The following is a 24,346-nucleotide window of genomic DNA, read 5'->3' on the forward strand; positions in this document are numbered from 1 at the left end:
ACAAATGAGCTGGAAATTAATTAACGGTGTCCGTGAAGGGACTACTGATAATTTTGTTATCGGTCCTGGTGTCATGTACAAAGGGTTTAAAAGTGTAAAAGAATTAGGTGAACTTGTAGGAGCGACTACAGGCGGAACTAAAGTGGGTTTTGATCGTGAGTATTATGATGCAGATATTGATGGTGTGCTAGGTAAAATGGTGCGTGGTAAGTGGTTATTAAAAGATGAACCGCATGTAGAACTTACATTAGTGGAGTTTACAAAAGAAAACCTGCAGTTGGCTTTACCTGGGATGACGGTAGATAGTACAACTGAAACTGATTACGATATTATGAAACCTTCAAATGATATTCCTGATTCAAACTATCATGATATTGCACTCATTGGTATGATTTCGGGTAGTGAATTACCTGTTATATTCGTAATTCGTAATGCAATGGTTGTTTCTTCTATTGAGGTGGATCTAAAAGACGGTAAAGGAACGGTTGGTTTGAAATGTAAATTTATCGGTCATTACAGTGAATCTGCACCAACTACACCACCATACGAAATCTATTTACCAAAGAAAAAGAAAGCAACAGTACAAAAAGCACCGGCTACCGCATAAATGGTAGTCGGTTTTCTATTGCATAAAACGAGCTGAATACAAAAAAAGGAGCGGACAAAATGACTTCTATATTAGAAAAAATGATGAATACCGGTACAGAAATAACAATTTTAGGCGAAAAAGTAACAATGCGACGATTAAATGTAACAGACGTTTGGCGATTCGCTAAGATTATTTCGAAGGTTGGACGTAGCGCAATAGTTAACTTTGCTGATTTCGGTAAGGATAAGCAAGCAATGGATGAACTTACTAAAGCAGCAGAATCTCTTCCAGAAGAAGAAAAACAAGCACAATTAGTTGCACTTAAAGAGAAGCAGCAACAAAAAGGATTAGAATTTGCTTTCCGTGTTCTAACGATAATCCCTGCTTGTGAGGATGATTTTACAGAGTTCTTTGCTAGTTTATTAAAAGTGAAAGCCGAAGAATTTAGGCAGTTCCCTCCGGAAGCAATGGTTTCTGTTATTCAAGGGTTACTGGAAAGTGAAGACTTAATGACTTTTTTCAACCAGGTCAAGGGACTCGTGAAAGTTCAGAGCGAGAAATGGAGCCAATCAGCAGCAGCGCCAATCCTAGCGTAAATGAAGACTCAGATGAATATTTAGAGGAAGCAGAACAAAATATGTTACGTGCTTTCGATAAGATCCAAAAACGGTATGGATGGACAGATGATTATGTCTTATCAATACCGTATTCGCGTTTAATGGACCTGTTTTCTTTAATTGCACGAGAAGAGCAGCAAGAAGAACTAAATGAGTGGAAGAAGATGGCGTTCATTGGTTTTCAAACTCGTCAACTTGAAGAAGGTACTACTTTTAATGATTATCTTCAAGCTTTTGGACTAACTGACAACCAGGACGATAAAGAATCATCTTATGAAATGGGTGAAGTATGGACGAAAGAAGAGTGTGAAGCGCATGCTGCTCAAATCATGGCTCACTTCCAAGAAGACGATGAAGAATAAAATGGTTATCAGCCCCGTGAAAGGGGGTGCGTAAATGTTAGCTGAAATGTTCCAACTGTTCGGGACGATTGGTATTAAAGCAGAAGGCGCTTATAAAGATTTACAACAATTCGAAAATCGTGTACAAAAGACTGCGAATGGAATGCATGATAAATTCCAAAAGGCAGGGGAATCAATTAGTCATGTAGGTAACAAAATGAAAGATGTTGGTACAAACATGACAACGGGCGTTTCCTTACCTTTAGCTGGTATCGGTGCTGCAGCTGTAAAAGTGGCTTCTGACTTCGATACTTCTCAAAGAAACATCCAATCTTCTTTAGGTCTTACTGAACAAGGTGCTGAAAACCTTGGTAAAATCGCAAAAGAAACTTGGAAAGATGGATTTGGCCAAAGTATTGAAGAAGTGGATCAGTCTCTTATAAAAGTGTATCAGAATATGAAAGACGTTCCTCACGAAGAATTAGAAGAAGCTACAAAAAGTGCTATGACATTGGGGAAAACATTTGATTCTGATATCAATGAAGTAACTCGTGGTGCAGGGCAGTTAATGAATCAGTTTGGTATTTCTTCAAAGGAAGCATTCGATTTATTTGCTGCTGGTGGACAAGAAGGTTTGAACTATTCAAATGAAATGTTTGATAATGTGGCCGAATATGCTCCACTGTATAAACAAGCCGGCTTCTCTGCTAACGAGATGTTTACGATTATGGCAAACGGTACTCGTGATGGTAGTTATAATCTCGATTACATTAACGACCTTGTAAAAGAGTTCGGTATTCGGGTACAGGATGGTTCTAAAGGTGTATCTGATGCCTTTGCTGAAATGTCACCCCAAACACAAAAAGTCTGGGATAACTTCAACAAAGGTAAAGGAACTTCTGCAGATGTGTTTAATGCCGTCTTAGGTGATTTAGGTAAGATGGACGATAAAGTAAAAGCAAACCAACTTGGTGTTGCTGTATTCGGTACAAAATGGGAAGACATGGGTGCTCAAGCTGTCTTAGGTCTTAATAATGCAAATGGTGCGTTAGGCGATGTCGAGGGCACAATGGGAAAAATGCAGAAGACGCAGCAAGAAGCTTTTGGTGTTCGTTGGCAAAAGTTAATGCGTACTACAATGGCATCTTTAGAACCATTAGGACAAGCTATTTTAGATATTGCAGAAGTGGCACTTCCCCCAATTATTAAAGCAGTAGAAGTTGCTGCAAAAGCATTTAGTTCTATGCCTAAAGCGATTCAAATTGGTGTTGTAGCAATTTTAGGTATGGTCGCTGTATTAGGTCCATTAGTCGCCATGATGGGCTTTATGACAAGTGGAGTTGGTGCATTTGTTGGTTCATTAAGATTCCTAGTACCAATACTTACTAAAGTACCATTATTATTTACAGGTATTCTTAAATTCGGCCCTAAATTTATCGGTATGTTTGGTGGAATCGGGAAAGCTCTAGCACTATTGGGCAGATCCATGATGACCTTACTGATGAATCCCTGGACGATTGCCATACTAGCAATTGTAGGATTAGTATATCTAATTTATAAAAACTGGGATGACATCGTAAAATACACCAAGAAAGCAGTTAAATGGATTGGCGATGTCTGTTCTAAAGCTTGGGACGCAACCGTAAAAGGTGCAAAAAAGGCATGGAATGGTTTAGGTAAGTTCTTCTCTGGATTTTGGAATGGTACAAAAAAACTTTTCAAATCTGCTTCATCATTTTTGGGTAAAGTCTTAGAAGAAGCTTGGAAATATATAAAACAAAGAATTGAATACAATATTAAAACTTGGAAAAACATTTTCGAGTTTGGATGGAATGCCATTAAATTTGTTTTTAATCTAGCATTAAGCGGTTTGAAAAAAATTGTAGATGGCACATGGAAATTCATTAAGAATACTGTCCAAAAGGCAGTTAACACCTGGAAGAAAATTTTCTCTACTGGATGGAATGTTATTAAAAGAATTTTCTCTATGGCTTTAGCAATAATAAAGCAGTACGTAAAAACTGAATTCGAAAAAATGAAAAATACAATATCCAGTGTTTTTAACACGATTAAGGAAATTGTAAAAAAAGCCAGGGACGCAATTAAATCAACCTTTACTACAGTATTAAAATTCTTAAAAGATTTTGTGAAATCTTCTTGGGAATCTATTAAAGATACAATTTCTAGCGTTATGAACACAATTAAAAATGTGATTCAATCGGCTTGGAATTTTATAAAGTTTACAATCATTAATGCAGTTCGTGAATTTGTTGGATTTGTAATTACTAATTTCAACAAATTATATAACACAATAACCGATGTTGTTGGCGGTATAAAAGAATTTATTGTTAGTAACTTTAAAACTATAAAGAAAGCAATCACTGGTGCATTTACAGGGGTTGTAGATACTGTAAAAGATGTATTCAGTAAAGTTGGTTCTATAGTAAAAAATGTAGCAAAAGATGCAGTTAGCTGGGGAAAAGATATCATTGCCGGTATTGGTGAAGGTATGTCCGGTATGGCAGATTGGCTTATAAAAAAAGCTAAAGGAGTTGTTTCGGGAATACCTAAAGCCGTATTAAAGTTCTTTGGTATCCGAAGCCCATCCCGGTTAATGATGGAATACGGGGGCTATATTACAGAAGGTCTTGGTGTAGGGATGGAAAAAATGATTCCTGCAGTAGACAAAGCTTCTGAACTATTAAATAAAGCTGTAGTTCCACCTAAACCAATGAAACTAGTAACCGATGTATCTAATCAAATTGGACAAATGGGCGCACGTTCTGCTGATTTAATTGGTAAAACTGCACATCCATTTGCTGGACAAACCCACGTTGAGAAGAAAACGGATAATGGCGTAACAATTCAAAATGCTACATTTAAAGTCTCTGTTGAAAAACTACAATCCGCAGATGACTTTGTAAAAATGAGAAAGCTGCTACAAAACGTAGTTGCTGATGATCTAATGGGAATGGCGGTGCGAAATGTATGAGTATATTAAAAACATTGCATAGAAGAGCCGGTTCATATCACCTCTTATGGGATGCTACAGAATTAAAAAGTACAATTACATATACTATTAATTTTTCATGGCCTGGGACATATAACTTCTCTTTTATGTCCCAAGTTCCTATTGATTCTGATGGTATGTTACCGGATAAATACTTTATTGTTCGGGTAAATGGTATTGAAAAATTTAGAGCAAGAGGTGCCTATGCCTGGGAATCCAGAGAAATTTTTGTTGGTGCAGGACCACAAACAATTGAATTCACAACAAGCGGTTATGGCGGTGCAGATGTAGCTTATATACGTGACGTTCATTATTACGCTTTTGGATTCGTCCCAAACATCGCAATGATTGAGCAAACAAAAATGCCTAAATCATTAGACGGATTAAAAAACTATAATATTATGCATGGTTATCCCCGTTTCCAAAGTAACGGGAATAAAGGATGCGAAGTAGAATTCAATATTTTATTTAACGATATCAGATATTGGCGTGATTTCATGAGGGAAATATACCGCCCACATATTATTACTGGCGATTACGGTACCTATGGGGGTATAATACCGCCGAATGAAGTAGATGCAATACGAAAAGGAACGTTGGTCATAGCAAAATGCAAATTAATATCCATGTCACAAGCAGGAATAGGAGTTGATGGAATGTGAGAGAAGGATCTATTTCTTTAATTAGAATGTTGGGGAGCTATTTCCAAGTTGGGAATAACTCCCCTACTTTAATTGTTTATATGAAAAGAAGAGACTCTTCTTCTTACGTACAAATACAACATCGTGTAATAGGCTTAGAAGTGCAGGAGAACGCAGACCAGTTTGCTAGTACATTTACTATTACCTTTGCGAATGAATACGGTCAAATGGCTCCTGACAACTGGTATGGTAAGTTCTCTTCTATTCAAGAATGGTTTTATAACAGTGAAGTAACAAATACAAACCAACTATATCCGCAGACTGAATTTAAGGTGTCTATCGGATACGGTGAAGAAGCTTTACCGTATATACATGGTTTTGTATCTGATGTGAAGGTAAATGCCGAAAGTGGGACAATCTCTGTCACCTGCACCACATCATATAAAAAAGTTTTACACAAATCAGTTATCCCAACGCCAGGATCAGATGAGATTGTAGCACCAACCGGTAATGTTTATGATGTGGTGAAATTCTTCTTTGAAAAAGCCGGAGTTACATTGCACGGTAGCAGAGTAAACATTCCTGGTACCAATCAAAGTTGGATTGTTGAGGGAGCAACTGGTAAGAGGTTTCAAAAGTGGGATGAAATTGTACGCGATATTATAGATACAACATTCCATTATATAAAACATGAACCGGATGGAAGTTGCACATTCATGAAGATGCCGGACTATGCAATTAACGAACCTGCAAAATTTAGTTTTAGAGAAGGTGAAAATCTTATCTCTTTAGATATGCAGCTAACTGACCAGGACATAAGTAACAGTATTGTTGTTAAATGTGGAGATTACGCAAACGGATTTCTTAATTCATTTCTATTAAAAAATGTATCGCAGGGTGATTTACGAGAGGAAATGATAGAAGTTCCTTGGGCGACAACGTTCTTTGCAAGAAGAGCGGTTGCTGCAGCTTATCATTTAAAAGCGATTCAGAAGTTCAGAACATTAACAGTCGCAGTAATAGGTGATCCAAGGGTTCAATTATTTGATGTTATTTCTGTTTACAATAGAGATTCTGGCCAACAATGGAATTACTTTGTTAAAGGGATTAATACAATGATCTCTGCAGATGATGGATTCTATCAAACTTTAGATTTAACTGTTAATTACGGTTATGAACCAGCCCCATATACAGATATAACTGGTATCACAGTAAATGTAGATACATTACGATTGAAACTTTGGGATTGGGATGTAGAGGATGGGGACTTATTAAATATTTACTGTAATGATAAATTAGTCGCAGAAAACTATTTCATCCGAAACAATCCAACATATGTTGATATTCCACTTGAATATGGTGTGAATATTATCGTATTTGAAGCAGTTCGAAATCCTAAGGGGATTCTTACAGGACGTTTGCAAGTACTGGATACGCAGAACAATATCTTGTTCGATTATGGTTCCTTACCAGATTTATCATTTCCTCGGGTAAATCAAGACAAAGATCACTATTATATCCAACGACCAGCAAAAACTTGGTCTGTTACGAGGGTGAACTAGGGGTGATTCTATGATAATGCAAAAAAACTTATATGATCCAATCATGTATTTGATGAAGGGCTTAATCGATAGGCAAATTTATAACGGTGGTAAACCAATGCCCGGGAATGATCCAAATGACGTATTTAAAGAAGGCATGACCGAAGGATATACACTTATTCGTGACGGTGCCCGCCTATCTGCAGTCGATGGCGATAAATACCTACACTATGATTTGGCTTTCAACGCACAAGGTATGCTAGAAAAGGTCCTTGTCTCACATAAAGTAACTGGAAAAGAGATGGAGCTACAATTAATATATAATGCGCAAAAGCAGCTAGAACGTGTGCAGCCCCGCCTTCTAAACAAAGGTAACGGTATGCTGTCTGATTTACCAATTCCCGATGTATCGTGATGATGCACGGGAATTTTTTAATACACGAAAAAGGGTGATTACTCTTGTTTGAAACAACCTATTTAGCCGGTGGTCGATTAGATCCGCCTTTTCATCCAACTAAAACAGAACCATTCATACCTGGATTCATTATGGATTCTTTTTCATTCCAAACAAATGAAACTACATATACTGTACCTGCAGATATGGAGCTGTATGCAATAAGTGTAAGTGCATCTATATATGAATTAGATGATAAATGGAGCTTAATTGTAAACGGTAAAACGATTTGTAAAAACATATATACCAAGGATATTCCTGAAGGTATGCACTTTATGATTTATAAACCTTTAGCAGCAGGAAGTACGGTTCAATTTTCATTTAAAAATCAAGGCATCCTTGATAAAACAGTATGGTTCGAATTGCATTTTTTATCATAAAGGAGGGATAGCATGAGTTTTGCTGTTACATATATGGCGGGCGGTAGATTTGACGCTCCTTATTTCCCTACAAAAACGGAACCGTATATAGAAGGTAGAAGAATTGGAATAGATGATGCAGTAAAAAAAGATGAATTCTCACTACCGTTCGATACAGAGTTAATTGCATTTTCTATAGCTGCATCAAGTTATAGTGATCGTGATTATTGGAATCTATTTATCGATGGAAAACAAATATTTAAAAATGTTTATGTAAAAGACGTACCAGAAGGATTCAATTTTTCTATTATTAGACCTATTCCGGCTAACGCTGTATTAAAGTTCGAATACCACAATATAACCGGAACATCCAAAGTAGTAAAACTGAATTATCAACTATTAAGAGATTAGGAGCGTCAAACCTATGGCATATATTGAAAAAATAGTATCAGAAGCAGAATTCCATATGGAGTTAATAAACACCATGATTGAAAATGGATGGAAGAAAGTAAGCAGCTTTTACAAGGTTATTTATAAAGCTACGAAATCGGACGACCCTGTTCATAATTATTGGGCTGCAAAGCATGTAATTTTAAAAAATAGTGATGGTGGTTTATACGGAATTGTTCAAGCTTGGAAGTGGACCGCAAAGACTCAATTAGACATCGATTTTTCTAAGCCTGATGGTAAAACTGCATTTAAAACATACTTAGAAAACAACCCACAATATAAAGATCGTTCATGTATGTATTTATATATGATTGAAAAACTACCAAGCTATCAAGAGGATAGTGTAGTTATTATGGGAGCCGAGGACAAGAAAGAGTTCCAATCCATTATAGATGTAGAATTGGCCGAAGTGATAGCTACAGAAAAAACAGAAATAAACAACGGAAGACCTTATACATATACCGTTTATGACTATACAGATAAGCCTGATTTAATGATGTCGCCTTGGGTTAAATCTACTTTGAGAAACCCTAAATTGCTAAATATAGACGCTGATACAAATTGGTGGCCAGATTCTTTAGTTCGTATTACAGGACAAGTTGATAAAAATAGAGTTGTCCTACTAATACAAGCAGATAAAACGCCAGCATTTGAAAATAATACTGTCCCTGTAACCCCAGTATACATGGGACGCTTAGAAAGCTATGGAAATGACGACACCATAGCAGATGCTCTTTGGGCTGGAACTGCTTACGATGAAGGTGGAGAAAGCTCATCTCACAGCTTTAATTTTGAAAGTAAAACGCCATTTAGGGACGTATCGAACTATATGCCACGCACAAAGAAATACCCTAAATCACCAGGTAACGGCATTGATAACGTAATTATTAAACGTTCCCGTTTTGGCGCAAGGTACCAAGCGCATTATATTGCATGGAATATACCAAGTAATATTATGCCACCTGATCGGAAAGGTGCTAATGGTGGCCAATATCCTACAGCATGGCAAAGCCATGATAATGACGAATATAAGTATCAATTCAATCCATCTTTATATAGCGGAAGAGTTCATACATCTAGGGCTTATATTGTACATCCAGATGAAGGGGTACGTGGTTATATGCCGTATGTTGTACTTCTCTCCCCGTTAGGATTGCTAAATGGAGATAAATTAAAAGTTAGAAAAAATACATGTCCAGATACACACGACATCTACAGATTCTTTACCGTAGATGCAATTTCACCAATTACAAAGATGCCAGCTACTGCATATCGTCCAGCAGGATTAGGTATTTTCGAGAAAACTATATAGGGGATGAATATAAATGTGGTTCGATAAAATTGTAAATTTACAAACCTTACCTACTGAATTAGAAAAGTTATTTGTAGATCACGGATGGAAACGTGATCTATTTTTCCGTATTCGAAGAGAAACCAGCAAATTCATAGATGTGCGATTATTCGAATCCGCTGGAAGTGATTTGGAGCGTAGAAGATTTGGTTTTGCAGTTGCATACGATACTACTGATTCTGATTTCGCAGATTCAAGATATGTAGCCACTGAATCGCGATTAGGGGATTTCGGAACGGGAGATGGAAAGAAAACAGACTTCATTATTCCTACTTCTCCAATCATTGCTAGTTCCTTATCTGTTTATATAAATAGTATCTATCAAGAAAAAAACACATATACAGTGGATGGTAGAACAGGATTAATTAAATTTAATACACCAGTAGCAAAAGGAGCTAGAGTTACGGGGGAATATCGTTTAGCTAACGATGCCTATGAACCAACGAATGATATTATTTTCTTCACTTATACTCGATACTTTATTGAGAAGGAAGTGAAAATGAGTGATCAAGATGCAGATTTAGGAAATGGTAATGGTACAAAAACAGCTTTTAAATTACCATACCCAGATTTTGATGAAAGCCGTTTTGCAGTATACAAAAACGGGACAATTTTAGATGCAAACAACTATACGTTCACAGGGGATACAATTATTTTCAAAGTTGCTCCTGCAAGTGCAGACAACATAAAAATTTCAGGTACTCGTTTGCTAGAATCTAGTAACGGTAGCGATGTAACAGAAATACTACCTGCTAAGACGCAATTTACCGTACAGAGCACAAATAGTGTCCTGGCTGAAATTTTTACATCTATCAATTTTGTGAACGCTTCTCCCTATACAGTACTAAGTTTGACACCGGAGCAAAGATTCACAAAGGACTGGAAACGTGATTCCGTTGTATACATGTACGGTAACGCTCATAAAGATCGTGTTGTAATGTTTATGCGAATTGATCCAACACCAAGCCCTGTACGAGCATTATTTGTTCCATTGTACATCGGAAGAATGTATACATTTGATAATAAACCGCAAAAGAATTTAATTATTATGGGTGGCTGCCGTTCTGGGGAAGAATTCAGTAATTCTACAAAGAAAATTGGTAATGCAAATATGGATTATGGCGAAAATACATCTGGTGGAAATCTTACGCCTGTTTTGTCTCAATCATTAACTGGATCTATGTATCAGCAGCATTACCTTGCCTTTATAACTCATAATGCCGATATCGATAGTGGCCAAGGGAGATTTAATCCTTCTATGTATAGCGGTAAATACCATTTATCACAAATTTATATCGTACATCCTAATGATGGATATGTAGGGAAACTTGATGATGTATACGCAGTACACCCAAAAAATATTCAACAAGCAGATGAGCTTGAAATTGAAAAAACTGTAACAGATGAAGTGATTGGTAAAGGCGATGGAACTAAAAAGATATTCCATTTAGAGCACAAACCAAAAGAAAATACATTGAATCTATTCATGGATTGTAAAGAAGTTCCTAAAACGGATTACGATTATAATCCGGAAGATAAAACTGTAACTTTTAAGGAATACCCTGGTGGTGAAATTCTAGCTAATTATCAAATGGCGCAATTATATCGCTACACATTACCAACAACAGCAGTTTCTCCATTCACAAGTAAGTTTTCGCCTTTCAATCCAATTGGCCTAGCAATCTATAAAGAAGATATTTAAACAAGAAAGGGGGAAGGCAAAAGATGAACGAGAAAAATTATTCGATTGCTGCCCCTTCTTTATTTATAAATGAAAAGAATCATATAGTTTCTGTTAGTCCAAGTCTTTCTTATGAAAAGACTTATTGTGTTTCTATTTCAATTGCTAATCCTTTTGGTGAAAACGTGCATGAGTTTCCTGTAAGTATGCCACCTAATTCAAGGTTTAAGGCTGTTAAAGAGGATAATGCAGGTGTATTCGCAACAAGAGTAAACAAAATTAAAGGTGTCTTCTCTGATGTAATTAACCAGGCTTCCAGGGACATTGAAGTTGAAGCAAGTATTACAACATTAAACGCTTTCGATATAGATCGTAACGTTAATATAGATATTTCCGAACTGGAAAACCTCACACAATCAAGATGCTTTGCAATAGATATTACAGATAATGAGTCAGCGCAGCAACGCAGTCGTATTTTTCATATGGACCATGTGAAAGAAGAACTTGCAGATAAACCATTTGATACGAGTGAAATTAAAATCGTAAATGAATCTATTATGTCTAGAACTACAGATGAATATGAAATGAATGAAAGTATAGAAGAAGAGCTTCTTCATAAGAAAATTCGTGAGTTTGCTACAGAAGTAGAAGAACTTCCCGAATGGGTGAAAGTAGCTCGTGTATTGTATGGAGAAAAATTCTACAAAAGTATATTGGTAGACCGAAAAGAAAAAGAACTGCAGTCTAATATATTTGAGAATGGCACGGGTGAGATTGTAATTAAAGAGTTAACTGCAGTAACAACACATCCTTTAGAAATGGCAGATAGATGTATTCATGAAGTTGCTGCTTCTTATGAAGAGTATGATTTATTTAATGATTTAGGAATACCTGTTTATTTACCTGATTATGATCTATTTGCAAGAATCCAAAGAGAATTAAAAGCAGATTATACAAAATTTGATACTGCAGATAGAAATATTATTCAAGTTGATGGAGGTTCAATATCATTCGAATTAGTTGAAAGAGAACAGATAGAGACCATAGCAGCGGTCCCAACAGACGAAACATTTATACGAAAAAACTTATCTTTGGAACTAGAAACCTTTGATATGGAAGATTCAAAAAGAACTCAAAATGAAGTAATAGCGTCCTCTGCACGATATGAATACGCAAATAAAATTCACTCATGTTACGAAAGTGAAATTGGAGATGAAACACAATCTATTCGAGTTACGAACGAATTAACTGGGAATTCTATCGAAGATATGGAGTCAATGGATAATAAGAGTCGTGAACTTGCTATTGATGTGGTCAATACTGCAGGTGATTTTGTTTTAACTCGGGATCTTATTGCAGAAAACATCATTGGATTTGATAATGCTACTCGTGAAAAAGAACTGATCCATACCATATTAGACACTGGAACTACTGCTCACAAAGTAGTACCAGAAGTAATAGCAGATTCCATTAAATCACGGGAGTTTAATAGAAAATCACAGAATATCCTTTCACACACTACAACAGATGAATTGAGCACACGAGAAAATAAACAAATTGATGTTATAGAGGAAGAATTCTCTACAGCAGATAGAAGTGTTATTGAATTAGAAGCCAAAAATGAAGAGATGGATTTATTTGAAGGTATGGGATTACCTGTTTATTTACCCGATTATGATTTATTTGCAAGGGTTAAACGGGAGTTACAAGCAACGACGGTGTTGTCCGATATAATGGATCGTTCCAAAGTTACTATAACTTCTGAAATAGTTGATAGCATTGATATGGAGCGTTGCACCCCAAATATCATTACGGATGTGTCCGGAATAATAGATTTTAAAAGACCTGTATTAGAATTAGATTCACAAATCGCTAATGATTATGATGCAGCTGACACACCTGCAAAGCAGTCTTTAATACTAGAACTAGATACATTTGATAGAGATGTAAGTGTAGCAACTGATATAGAAGAATTCGAGCGATTTAATAGGGATACTTGCATAGAAAGTTCAGTCGAGGAATTTGAACCAGCGGAGAAAGTTCTGGAAATTGATACGGAAATTATCGAAATTGAACGTTTTATTATTAATAAATTCATTGCTACAGAGTGCATACAATTTGATGATTTTATTGTTAATAATATTTATCCTACTGAAATAATTGAAGTTGATGAAAATAAAAAAGTTCAAAAAGAAAAACCAAAACTATGGTTACGTCATAACCGCTCTTCTTGGTGGACAAATTCTAATTGGAAGAAAACAAGATAGGGAGAAATAAAATGGCAAAAATCGGTGATGTTCTATATGTTCCTGAAAATGGTTGGATTCGATTTGATGATGTTCCAAACAAAAATTTAATTGAATATGTAGGCGAATGGAAATTATATCAACATCCAACTCAATACGGAGAATCACATTATTATACAGAACAAAAAGGTGCTTCCTTACGCGTTGGATTCAGTGGACCCAGTTTGCGTTTAATTGCAAGAACCTATCCAGGAAATAAACCTAACAATACGACAGTAATTATAGACGGAATAAAAGAAACTTTTACTGAAAATATGACAGAAAAAAATCGGGTTTTAGTTTATGAAAAAACAGGATTATCTGAAGGTAACCATCTAGTTGAAATTATAACTCCTTCAGATGAAAACTGGTTGAATTTTAACATCGATGCTTTTGATGTTAAAGAAGGTCATAAACTGATCCATCCAAATAAAGTTAACCAAAAACCAAATGTTTCTTTATACAAGAGAGAAAACGGGAAAATCTTTTTAGATGATTTCGATTCTATAAACCCAGAATGGATTATATCACCTTCTGATTCTTTTAGTATTGCTGCAAGAAAAGGCTTTATAAGATTAAATCATACAGCAGATAAAGATGTAATGTTACTAATCAACAAACCGCAAGGAGATATAGCGATACAAGTCATTGCTGATTATACTCCTGATGTTGAAGGGGATAAGGGCGGATTGATTATATATCAAAACGCTGATAATAAAATAGAATTTCTTGAATCTCATTCTATTAATAGTTCTAAAGAACACAGGGAATGGCTTGCTACTTCTACTGGTGAACAATGGGACTTTTATAGCAAGGTAGATGCTACCTTTGATTATGCAGATAGCGACAAATTAGAAGCGACTAAAATCGGTGTTGTATTAAAGAAAGGTGTCGCAGATCCATACAAGCCGCTAGATATTGATCGCATCATTATCACGAGTGGCCACAAATTAAAGTTAAGGCAACTGTTCCCAAATAACAGAGTAATTTTAAGAGATGAAAATGGCACCACACTATCTATTAATCAAGTGGGCAAATTAAATACCGGTATAGATATAAACCTACCATCTTTAGAGTTCCAAGGAACTATTGAAGTTTACGATGAACAAAATAGCCTTATAGCAGAAAAGAAAACCCTATTTTATGGCGGTGACATCTATAATATGGGTTCTCCTTTAAAAATCATAATGGACTCTAAAGAATTAAACGATACTGATCCAACTAATTTAGGAAATATGATTGAGGGAAAAAGAATCATTAAAATGATGGTCCAAAATGAAAATTCTGTAGCTGTTCATAATCTCAAAATTTCTATTGAGCAATATATGGAAAAGGTGGGATATACGTGGGCAAATATTTCGTTAGATAGCTTAGCTTGGGTAAAACAAATTTCAATAAATACATTAAGCGCAAATAGTTCTAGGGAGTTTTGGGTACTGGTAACTAAAGATTTAAACTACATTGGGTTTGAACCTATTTTATTTAACATTAAATTGCAACATGATTGAGGTGTTTACATGGGTACTGAAATGAAAATCAATCGTTACAAAGGAACTGTAGGTGATAGTTCATCACCCGTACTTATCGAAAAATCTGAACAAATACTCGTGCAAAACGGACAAACTCAATACCTTTCAATGAATATGGAATACAACAAATTTGATATTCGAACTATTCATGTAACAAACGATAAAGATGTTGAATCTATTATTTCGATTTTTGATAAGAAACAAAACGGACTACAAATATATAAGAGTAATCAAGAGAAGAAAGCTTACGATATATTAGCAATCCCTTGCGAAGATAAAGATACAACAAGTGCTGCTCATGTTTTTATTGAAAACAAAGGAAATGAACCAGCTTTATTTACAATAATCATTAAAGCAGTAAGTTTACAATAAAGGAGTGTCCTCTATGACAGAACATATCTTCAAAAGATTCACACCGTTAAAAAAGAATATATTTAATCTGGTTATTGACGAGATGTTACGTGTTGGCTGGAAACAACTAAATGAAGGAAAACCAACTTCAAATGATGTCTATGTCATGTATTCGAACGGAAATGATGGTAAAAAAAATATCTATATCGAACTTATACCATATGACGGAAGAAACATGGAGGACAGCTCACAAAAATTAGATTTTGATGTGAGATCAACGCTATATTCTGATGCTTTCTTTAAATTTTGTTATGGATATGATAAAGAGAAAGGTCGTGGGACTACTCCGGATCAATCTTGGCCGACTAGTTGGTTCCGTGGAAGGAATTACTCTGATGGTGTTACTTCAAATGGCCCTAAAATCGCTATAGATACTGAGATTGAATTCTATCTATTCGTTGATAAGGAAAAAATTATAACTTGCACAATTCCACCTGCAAGCACAAGATTAGCTCCTGCAGTTACATACATTGGGGTACTAGGAGAATTGATGTTAGAAGAAAAACATGAACCATATACACGCGCTTTAGTTTGGTACGCTAGTGCTTGGAGTGGAAATTATTCAACCCCTTACACCGGGCTTACTTTTAATCGTCCAAAAGGATCTAATGAGACAAATATCTCCCAATCATATCGTAGTACTTGGTTGCAAATACCTACAGGATTAAATCCAAATATCGATAATACCTTTCTACTATCTCCGTTTTATATTTTATCAGATAGTTATGGTGTGCGTGGGAAATTGGAAGGAATATATCGGACTTCAGATGCAAGTATAGTAAGTGGCGATATATTAGAAGTTGAAGTGAATGGGAACATACAAAAATACAAATACGTAAATGCAAGTGGTAGTTATGGTTCCTTACCTGCTCCATTAGCATTTCGTATTGAATGAGGTGATTACCATTACTGTCTTTAAAGGTATTATTTTTGATCCTGAACTCCTATCATTAAAGAGAAATTCAGTTCAAAGAACCGGAAAAATTATTGATGATATTTTTTTTATTGGAAGTAGAAAGTCTCTAAAACGAAACGGAATGATTTTTTGTGAGGATTTAATAGTAAATAATGATTCAAAACAAGAGGTGAACTACCCTCGTCAAGAACCATTAGAGCATTCTTGGAAGAGACTAAATACGTAAATTCTAAGCGTACAACAGTAGGCTTTTTATTTTGGCCAAAATTTGAAAGGAGGTGAGAACTTGGAAAGAATTCACGAACTCATCAAGGCATTGAATATAAGCGATGTTATTACAAGTACTCAATTTAAAGTAGGTGGTGCTATAGGCGGCGGATTAGGAACAATAATTAATTTGTTATACGGTAAAGCGAACTTAATTTGGATATCGATCTATTGCTGGATTATCATGCTTGACTGGATTACTGGTAGTAAAGCTTCAAAGCTAGATGGAACATACTCATCACAATATGGAATTGAGGGCATCACGAGAACCGTGGTGCTTTTATCATTACCAGCTCTTGCACATTTATTTGATATTGCTCTTAAACTACCTGATTTCTTTTTCTTCATGGTAGTCGGTGGATTGAGTTACCACATTTTTAATAGTTTCGCAGCAAACTGTGCACGAATTGGCTGGGAAAAATGGATTCCTGCATGGTTATTAGAAAGTGTAGCATCTGAAATTCAAGCAAAGATACAAAGAAGTGATGCACGAAAAGAAAAACATACTACCAAATAAAAACATACACGCCTTACATAAGGAGAGCATTGTCAAAAGACGGTGCTCTTTTTGTTTGGCAAAAAGGGGAAAATACACAATGAAAAAACCAATTAAACTATTTAGCTCGTTATTTATGACTCTATTACTCATATTTTCGTTTGCTACGGCTTCTTTTGCTGATAGAGTACTAATTATCCAAGACTTACCGAAACAAGCATATCGCTACGGTGTGGGCGCTTATGAGGGCGTTGTTGCACATAGTACTGCAACGCCAGAAGCGCCAGCAATTAACATTCGAAATTATGAAGCTAGAACATGGAGAAATGCATTTGTACATTATGCTGTAGATTGGAACGAAACAGTCCAAATTGCCGATACAAAATATGTGGCTTACGGTGCTGGACCATATGCAAATAAAAGATTTGTTCACGTAGAACTTTCTGAAACTAGCAGCCCAGATAAATTTAAATCTTCTTACGAGCGTTATGTAAAACTATTAGCTAAGATTTTAAAAGATAGAGGGATTCATCCAAGCAAAGGTTTATGGACACATAAAGATATTACTTACAAATTAGGTGGAACTGACCACGAAGATCCGATTGATTACCTTCGCAGTCATGGTGTATCAGAATCACAATTCAGAGCGGACGTACAAAAGGCGTATGAAGGCGCAACAGTTACAGTTAAACCAAAACCACAAGAGCCATCTCAAAACGTTGTAGGCGAAACAGGAGTAGTTTATATTGATGGATTTAACGTAAACCTAAGAAGTGGACCATCAACAAATCATGGAGTTATCCGTCAATTAAATAAAGGAGAAGCATATCAAGTCTGGGGAAAACAAGGTGATTGGTTAAATCTTGGTGGTAACCAATGGATTTATAACAACCCATCCTACATTAAATATCAAGGGGAACAAACTACTACTTCAAGTTCTGTAGTAGGAAAACGTGTTGTATCTAAAGTGGACGACCTTCGTTTCTATGATTCTGCTTCTTGGTCTGATAAAGATGTAGCAGGAACCGTAGATGAAGGGCTTGGATTTACGATTGATGCTAAAGTATCTGTTAATGGTTCACCGCAATACAAAGTGCACAATAGTAAAGGAACAACATACTATGTAACTGCAAATGAAGCCTATGTTTATGTGAAGTAAAAGAGGCCTACTCTATCATGAGTAGGCACTTTTTGTATATATTTTAAACTAATTAAATTAACCACCTGTATGACCGTGCGAGTATTGTACAACTTCTTCAGAGGATACTTGTGTTTCTTTTGGGGTATTTGCATTTCCTAAGATTAAGGTAAAAGCAGTTAATATTCCTAACGAATAAAGAATTGTTTTTTTCATTTTATTGCCCCCCTAAATGATTTTTTCCGTTCATTATAGAACATAAATAAAAATACTCACTTGACTTCACATGATTATTTTCCCGATAGAATGTTAGTGCTAATTTTTCATTATATTCCTTTACATACTCATATATATTTTCTCGTTCAAAATATACATTACCTGCTAATACAATTTTTTCTAATTCTTCCGCACATACACCTTTTGCTATTGCTTGTGAAATTTTAAAGTGATGTTCATATTCTTCATTTTTCAGATCTGTACTAATTTTCAAGCCTTTCTCAAACAACTCTAATGCTTTTTCTTTTTCCCCAATTTTTTCATGTTCACATGCTGCAATCAATATAGCCTTATAATCATTTGGTAATTCTTTAATGACTTCTGAAAGGTGACGAATAGCTAAGTCTGATAGCTTTTGGTTTGCGTACATAAACCCTAAATTGTGACGCACATATAAGATAGCCTGTTCTTCTTTTTGTTTTTGAAATATATTCATTGCAGACATAAAAAATTCCTCGGCTGTTTCAAATTCATTTAAATGTGTACAGATAAGACCAGATACGTTATTGCAATATCCTATATTTAGTTCGTATCCGTTATATTTAGAGAAGATTTCTTCTGCTTTGGACACTTGTTGAAATGCAGGTATATACTGCTGATGGTGACAGTTAAATGTAGCGAGTTTGAAATAAAACTCCGCATGCTCTAACTGATCTGGTATTTCTCTTAGTTTTATTTCAGCCTTATCATAGTAAATTTTAGCTAAGTTGTAATTTCCGACTATCGTCGAATGCATCGCCTTAAAAAAGTAATAGTAGTATATAAGAGAATCATCTGTTGGAATATTAAAAGATTCGATTTTGTTGAAACTATCTTTTCCAATACTTAAACTATCAACTAAATATTGATGACGAAAATCTAATAGAGAGTAGTATAAAAGTAAGTTTTGATCTTCTTCCATATTTTTTATTTTTTTATCAATTTCAGTTTTTAATAGATGTGCATTTCTTAAGCGTCTAGCGCGAATTTCAATGTACCATTCATTCAGCATTTGCATGATTTGTTCATTTGTTTGTGCCTGAACCTCCATACAACAACCTCCTCTTAGAGTGACAATGTTTATTATTTCCATTTATTTTAACACGCCTTTAGATATATAAATTTTTAAAAACTTGATATAATATATACTGAATATTCAGTATATATATTATTGATATTAAAAAGAACTCTTCAAGTCATGAAAGAGCTCTTTTTTTAACTATATTTAAGAATACAGGTTACTTAACTATTTTTTGCTATTCTGTAGAAAAAAATAACTAACAATGTAATCCCCATTCCTAAAATTATTGATATCAATATTACTAAATCATGTAATACATAGAATGTTAATAAACTCCATAATCCTAAAGTTAAAAAAATTAAGGTTAAAAACAAATTTGGTTTAATGTATTTAAATTTTTTCGCATACAGCAGTAATAGCATTATAGGAATAGTATAGATAACAAACATGAGAATGTCTTTTTGATCATCTAGATTCCTAATATCAAATCCTATTACAATGATTACCACTAAAGCAATCAACATAAACGCTATTTCTTTTATTTTTCCACATTAAACAATCCTTTTTTTACGAAAATTCCGAATTTTATACACAAACATATAACAACATGGTATGCTTGGATATATTAACCATATATGGAGGGGTATTGTTAAAAGAATTATTGGGATTTTGTTCAGTTTAGTTTAATTGAAGAGTACTCTGGAATTTTAGCGAAAAAACTTTATCAAGAAGGGAATCATGAGAAAGCTAGCCAATATTTTAATATATCTTATGATGCTAAAGAATTACTTCAGAAGGGAAGTGCGTTAAAATGAAAAAATTACTAATGGGATTTTTTAGTTTTGCTGCTGTTTTAACTATTGGAAGTTTTACAGAATCTTTTACATCACAAGCTGATCATGGTAGACCACCTGCACCGGCATACGAATACGGCGATACTTATATTGATCATGGTGAGCATATCTAAAACAAAAAGAGGACGAGATCTTGATATGATCCCCTTATAGTAGACAGGAAAAAGAAAGCGCATTAACCTGTTTACTATGGAGGGGATTTTTTTATGGGGAAAATTAGAGTCACTTACGATGTAGAATTTAAGAAAAAAGCTATAGATTTATACTTAAAAGAAGGCATGAGCTATAAAAACATTGCGAAAGAATTAGGTATTCATCACTCGGTTGTAAGTCGTTGGGTGAAATACTTTGAAGCTGAAGGTATCAAAGGACTAGAAGAAAAACGTGGAAAAGCGAAAGGGCCAGGTATAGGAAGAACAAAACCAAAAGATCCAGAAGCTAAGATTAAACGATTAGAAGCCGAGAATGAAATGTTAAAAAAGCTCTTAGGGATGTAAAAGGAGGTATGTAAGCTATATCCAAAACGAGAAAGTTTGAAGCTATACTTGAGATGTTAGAAAAGGGGTATACGATTAGCCTATTATGTGCCATCGCTGGTGTAACTAGAAGTGGGTATATAAGCGGACAAAGCGGCACTTAGTGCCTTCTGAAAAACAACTAGAGGACGCTAAAACCAAGAAAAAGATATTGAAGTGTCATAAAAAACTAAGAGGGATTTATGGATATAGAGGAGTGCAAGTGTGACTGAAAGTCACCTATAACCTTCATTTGAAGCATAAGCGCATACAAAGATTGATGAATCAATTAGGCATCAAAGATTTCAAAAGAAATTAAATAATCTGAGTCCATATAAATATAGAACTCAGGTTACTTAGTTGCGCTTTTTAAATCCTGTCTACTTGACAGGGGTCACTGCAGGCATCAATTCCTTGTGTTTCGAGCTGTTTTTTCCAAACAGAAATCGTTGAAGGGGCAGGAATATTAAAGATAGCTGCCGTCTCAAATAAGGACATACCGTTTTCAATCATAAAGTTTAGTACGTCTAGTTTAAATTGTTGTGTGTAATTTGTACATCGTTTTAGAAAAGCTTCCAGACCATTCTGTTTATATTGGTTTACCCAATTCAAAATGATTGTGTCACTTATACCGAGCGATCTACCCATTTCTCGATAACTTTCATTTCCGTTCAAATAACGTAGAACGATTTGTATTTTTTCATCAGCTGTAAATTTAGCCATAGAAAAACTGCACCTCCAATTGTTAGACACAGTCTAACAATTGGAGGTGCAGTTCATTATAGGGTACTCTTTTATGAATCAGTACACCATTCATATATTGTTAATGTTTGTGAGTCATGAACAATTAAATGGTTTAACAAGTAAGGATTCAAGATAATGTATGTAAGATGAGTATAAATCGTTATAAAAAAATAAAGAAGAGCACCATTATATAGTACTCTTCTATGAATCAGTACACCATTTATATATTGTTGATGTTTGTGAGTCATGAACAATTAAATGGTTTAACAAGTAAGGATTCAAGATAATGTATGTAAGATGAGTGTAAGTTGTTACAAAAAATAAAAAAGAGCACCATTATAGGGTACTCTTTTATGAATCAGTACACCATTTATATATTGTTGATGTTTGTGAGTCATGAACAATTAAATGGTTTAACAAGTAAGGATTCAAGATAATGTATGTAAGATGAGTATAAGTTGTTACAAAGAAATAATTAGTCAGCAAAAGCAAAATGATTAGCTCTTAATGGAAAATGAAATGTACTATTAGAAACTCATGATATAAACAACTAGGTTGTGAAGATTAAAGTTTTTCAAAAAACTTCATTTGGTATTACTCTAGAATGGAATTATTGAACTTATAAATTAATATGCCTTTTCGTTTATTGACAAAATAAACACGTTGATAGGAGTAATAACGTATTCCTTTAAAAATACGCTTTTTCATTAGGGAATTAATCTAAGCACTAGATAAATAGATGCGTATACTTATATTATGTGAGTTGTGAATGTAATTAAACTGAATTTTTATAGTTTAATTATTAGTAACTATTTTTATTCTAAGAAAAATGGATATTTAAAAATATTCAACACCATTACAATTGAGTGTTTCTTAGTATAAGAATATTCTCTCAAAATTATTAAATAAGGAGGAAATAAATGAAACATAATGATTGTTTTGATCATAATAACTGCAATCCGATTGTTTTTTCAGCAGATTGTTGTAAAAATCCACAGTCAGTTCCTATAACTAGGGAACAATTAAGTCAATTAATTACTTTACTAAACTCATTAGTATCAGCTATTTCAGCATTTTTTGCAAATCCAAGTGATGCAAACAGATTAGCGTTACTCAATTTATTTAATCAATTTTTAATTTTCTTAAATTCCTTACTACCTTCCCCAGAAGTTAATTTTTTGAAACAATTAACTCAAAGTATTATAGTTTTATTACAATCTCCAGCACCTAATTTAGGACAATTGTCAACATTATTGCAACAATTTTATAGCGCCCTTGCACAATTCTTCTTCGCTTTAGATCTTATCCCTGTATCCTGCGACTCAAATGTCGATCCTGCAACTTTACAAGTTCTTTTTAATTTATTAATTCAATTAATCAATGCTACTCCAGGGGCAACAGGTCCAACAGGTCCAACAGGTCCAACAGGAGCAACAGGTCCAACAGGTCCAACAGGTCTAACAGGTCCAACAGGCCTAACAGGAGCAACGGGAGCTGGAGCAGTTATTCCGTTTGCATCAGGTGGGCCAGTAGCGTTAGCAACTGTTTTAGGTGGATTAGCAAATACAGGAGCACTTCTTGGATTTGGAAGTTCATTCTTCCCTGTAATTGTCCCACCTGGTGGCCCGATTACTATAGGCCCTGTACCTCCAGTATTTGATTTCGCATTTGTAGCTCCTCGCGCAGGTACAATTACTTCGTTAGCAGGATTCTTTAGTGTAACTGTAGCGGTTGCTTTATCGATAGGAAGCATACAAATTCAAATGCAGTTGTACAGCGCACCAGCAGCAAGCAATACTTTTACTCCAGTAGGTACACCGTTACTATTAACACCAGCATTTAGTGGTCTTATTGCTATCGGTAATACCTCAAGTGGTATTAGCGCACAAGCAATTGCGGTCGCTCCACAAGATAAGATATTACTTGTTGTTTCATCGACTACACCAGGTTTTGATATAGCTACTGCTATTACAGGCTTCGCAAGTGCAGGTATAACATTTGTATAATCACTTGTAAGTTTTGTAGTTGAAAATTTTGATATAAGAAAAGAGATTGTCAAAAAAGTATCCTCAGATTAACTTTTGAAGACAGTCTCTTTTCTTTAATTGTTTTTATACTTTATGTCTGGTGAAAATGATTAAATATACTATGAAAATGTAGTGTAATTGTGTTAAGTTAAATGATCACTGCTAGTAAATTACACATTAATAGGCATAAGAAAATGAAGGTTTCCAACCTATATGGGATACAGAACTAATTTCATACACATATAAAGGCATATATATATAATATTTTAAATTTTAGTCTTACATATGTAAGGATTGAGAAGTGGGAGGGTTATATAATGAAGTATATGAGTATCAAAGAATTAAATGATGATTACATTTATACTATCCTTGCAATGAAACCAGGTAAGTTTTATAGAAAACGTAAATCAGGTATCATCAACTTTGCTACAGCGCTTGGCATGATTTAAAAAGTGATGGAATTTTAGGAGTACTGTTCGGGGCACTATTTAGGGCACTTAATCAGGTGCCTTTTTACATTGGAATCGGCGGTACGATATTTCTACAGTTAATTGTTCTTTGAAAAAAGAATACTGTGGGGATAGCGTAGCTCCTTTATCAAAACGTTACTTGGTCGGAATGGACGGAGAAAAAAGGAAGAAAAAGACGAAAAGCTTAATTGATTTTATATATAAAGCCACGGTGCATAAGTGTCGTGGCTGGATATCATGAAACTGTCCGGGTGCCAACGGGAAAAAGTGTTGGCTTTTCATATAAATCTCATAATTGAGAATTGGTTTAAATAACCAGTGCACCAACAGCAAAATGTGATTCATATATTTGCGCACATTTTGCTCACATTTTGTTCACGTACT

23 protein-coding genes and 2 pseudogenes are annotated in these 24,346 nt (G+C 34.8%); 22 read left to right on the forward strand and 3 right to left on the reverse strand.

What is annotated here, in order from left to right; all coding sequences use genetic code 11:
* Positions 1-4: 4 nt before the first annotated feature.
* The 17 genes from MR136_RS14210 (at position 5) to MR136_RS14290 (ending at position 18,097) form a co-directional block, all read left to right on the forward strand.
* Entirely contained in the window at positions 5-607 is a 603-nt protein-coding gene (locus MR136_RS14210; RefSeq protein WP_000118571.1) for a hypothetical protein, read from the forward strand.
* A 59-nt stretch (positions 608-666) separates the two neighbouring features.
* Positions 667-1,185 carry a hypothetical protein gene (locus MR136_RS14215; protein ID WP_078420670.1) on the forward strand — a complete coding sequence of 173 codons (519 nt, stop codon included), beginning with the start codon at positions 667-669 and terminating at the stop codon, positions 1,183-1,185.
* Positions 1,149-1,568 (forward strand): hypothetical protein, encoded by a 420-nt coding sequence (locus MR136_RS14220; protein ID WP_078420669.1) that lies wholly within the window; start codon positions 1,149-1,151, stop codon positions 1,566-1,568. The genes MR136_RS14215 and MR136_RS14220 overlap by 37 nt, the downstream gene beginning before the upstream one ends.
* A gap of 34 nt (positions 1,569-1,602) precedes the next feature.
* On the forward strand, positions 1,603-4,539 hold the full coding sequence (locus MR136_RS14225) for a phage tail tape measure protein (protein WP_242259495.1): 2,937 nt from the start codon (positions 1,603-1,605) through the stop codon (positions 4,537-4,539).
* Positions 4,536-5,219, forward strand: a complete 684-nt coding sequence (locus MR136_RS14230) for a hypothetical protein (RefSeq protein ID WP_078420667.1) — start codon at positions 4,536-4,538, stop codon at positions 5,217-5,219. Before MR136_RS14225 ends, MR136_RS14230 begins: the two co-directional genes overlap by 4 nt.
* Positions 5,216-6,760, forward strand: a complete 1,545-nt coding sequence (locus MR136_RS14235) for a hypothetical protein (protein ID WP_078186920.1) — start codon at positions 5,216-5,218, stop codon at positions 6,758-6,760. Before MR136_RS14230 ends, MR136_RS14235 begins: the two co-directional genes overlap by 4 nt.
* 10 nt (positions 6,761-6,770) lie before the next feature.
* The gene (locus MR136_RS14240; protein WP_017673854.1) at positions 6,771-7,154 is read left to right on the forward strand and encodes a hypothetical protein; all 384 of its coding nucleotides are present in this window, start codon (positions 6,771-6,773) and stop codon (positions 7,152-7,154) included.
* Positions 7,155-7,198: 44 nt separating this feature from the next.
* The gene (locus tag MR136_RS14245) at positions 7,199-7,573 is read left to right on the forward strand and encodes a hypothetical protein (RefSeq protein ID WP_017673855.1); all 375 of its coding nucleotides are present in this window, start codon (positions 7,199-7,201) and stop codon (positions 7,571-7,573) included.
* Positions 7,574-7,585: 12 nt separating this feature from the next.
* Positions 7,586-7,963 (forward strand): hypothetical protein, encoded by a 378-nt coding sequence (locus tag MR136_RS14250; protein ID WP_017673856.1) that lies wholly within the window; start codon positions 7,586-7,588, stop codon positions 7,961-7,963.
* A gap of 13 nt (positions 7,964-7,976) precedes the next feature.
* Positions 7,977-9,314 carry a hypothetical protein gene (locus tag MR136_RS14255; protein WP_017673857.1) on the forward strand — a complete coding sequence of 446 codons (1,338 nt, stop codon included), beginning with the start codon at positions 7,977-7,979 and terminating at the stop codon, positions 9,312-9,314.
* 13 nt (positions 9,315-9,327) lie between these two features.
* Entirely contained in the window at positions 9,328-11,055 is a 1,728-nt protein-coding gene (locus tag MR136_RS14260) for a hypothetical protein (RefSeq protein WP_078420666.1), read from the forward strand.
* 23 nt (positions 11,056-11,078) lie between these two features.
* Positions 11,079-13,301: a hypothetical protein gene (locus tag MR136_RS14265; RefSeq protein ID WP_078420665.1), complete on the forward strand. Its 2,223-nt coding sequence runs from the start codon at positions 11,079-11,081 to the stop codon at positions 13,299-13,301.
* Between the two features lie 11 nt (positions 13,302-13,312).
* Positions 13,313-14,827 (forward strand): cell adhesion protein, encoded by a 1,515-nt coding sequence (locus MR136_RS14270; RefSeq protein ID WP_078420664.1) that lies wholly within the window; start codon positions 13,313-13,315, stop codon positions 14,825-14,827.
* A 9-nt stretch (positions 14,828-14,836) separates the two neighbouring features.
* On the forward strand, positions 14,837-15,220 hold the full coding sequence (locus tag MR136_RS14275; protein WP_078420663.1) for a hypothetical protein: 384 nt from the start codon (positions 14,837-14,839) through the stop codon (positions 15,218-15,220).
* A 13-nt stretch (positions 15,221-15,233) separates the two neighbouring features.
* Positions 15,234-16,154 (forward strand): hypothetical protein, encoded by a 921-nt coding sequence (locus tag MR136_RS14280; RefSeq protein ID WP_078420662.1) that lies wholly within the window; start codon positions 15,234-15,236, stop codon positions 16,152-16,154.
* A gap of 307 nt (positions 16,155-16,461) precedes the next feature.
* A complete protein-coding gene (locus MR136_RS14285; protein WP_000439587.1) occupies positions 16,462-16,959 on the forward strand; it encodes a phage holin family protein in 498 nt (165 codons plus the stop codon).
* Positions 16,960-17,038: 79 nt separating this feature from the next.
* Positions 17,039-18,097 carry an N-acetylmuramoyl-L-alanine amidase gene (locus tag MR136_RS14290; protein WP_078420661.1) on the forward strand — a complete coding sequence of 353 codons (1,059 nt, stop codon included), beginning with the start codon at positions 17,039-17,041 and terminating at the stop codon, positions 18,095-18,097.
* A gap of 57 nt (positions 18,098-18,154) precedes the next feature.
* On the opposite strand, the gene MR136_RS14295 is transcribed toward MR136_RS14290, so the two are convergent.
* The gene (locus MR136_RS14295; RefSeq protein WP_170879373.1) at positions 18,155-18,292 is read right to left on the reverse strand and encodes a hypothetical protein; all 138 of its coding nucleotides are present in this window, start codon (positions 18,290-18,292) and stop codon (positions 18,155-18,157) included.
* A gap of 1 nt (position 18,293) precedes the next feature.
* The gene (locus tag MR136_RS14300; RefSeq protein WP_078420660.1) at positions 18,294-19,382 is read right to left on the reverse strand and encodes a response regulator aspartate phosphatase; all 1,089 of its coding nucleotides are present in this window, start codon (positions 19,380-19,382) and stop codon (positions 18,294-18,296) included.
* Between the two features lie 647 nt (positions 19,383-20,029).
* Between MR136_RS14300 and MR136_RS14305 the strand changes: the two are divergent.
* The 3 genes and pseudogenes from MR136_RS14305 to MR136_RS14315 form a co-directional block, all read left to right on the forward strand.
* Positions 20,030-20,167: pseudogene (locus MR136_RS14305) on the forward strand (aspartate phosphatase); the annotation flags it as partial.
* On the forward strand, positions 20,164-20,319 hold the full coding sequence (locus MR136_RS14310) for a hypothetical protein (protein WP_170879369.1): 156 nt from the start codon (positions 20,164-20,166) through the stop codon (positions 20,317-20,319). The pseudogene MR136_RS14305 and the gene MR136_RS14310, both read left to right, overlap by 4 nt.
* Positions 20,320-20,412: 93 nt before the next feature.
* Positions 20,413-20,703: a transposase gene (locus MR136_RS14315; RefSeq protein ID WP_061457133.1), complete on the forward strand. Its 291-nt coding sequence runs from the start codon at positions 20,413-20,415 to the stop codon at positions 20,701-20,703.
* Positions 20,704-21,123: 420 nt separating this feature from the next.
* Here the strand turns inward: MR136_RS14315 and MR136_RS14320 are convergent.
* Positions 21,124-21,444 (reverse strand): annotated as a pseudogene (locus MR136_RS14320) (transposase); the annotation flags it as partial.
* Positions 21,445-22,385: 941 nt separating this feature from the next.
* On the opposite strand from MR136_RS14320, the gene MR136_RS14325 reads away from it, so the two are divergent.
* Both MR136_RS14325 and MR136_RS14330 read left to right on the forward strand, forming a co-directional pair.
* Positions 22,386-23,471, forward strand: a complete 1,086-nt coding sequence (locus tag MR136_RS14325; RefSeq protein ID WP_242259496.1) for an exosporium glycoprotein BclB-related protein — start codon at positions 22,386-22,388, stop codon at positions 23,469-23,471.
* A gap of 338 nt (positions 23,472-23,809) precedes the next feature.
* Positions 23,810-23,941 (forward strand): hypothetical protein, encoded by a 132-nt coding sequence (locus MR136_RS14330; RefSeq protein WP_276565566.1) that lies wholly within the window; start codon positions 23,810-23,812, stop codon positions 23,939-23,941.
* Positions 23,942-24,346 lie beyond the last annotated feature (405 nt).

This window comes from Bacillus cereus group sp. BfR-BA-01311 (assembly GCF_022664295.1).
GTDB classification, from domain to species: domain Bacteria; phylum Bacillota; class Bacilli; order Bacillales; family Bacillaceae_G; genus Bacillus_A; species Bacillus_A cereus.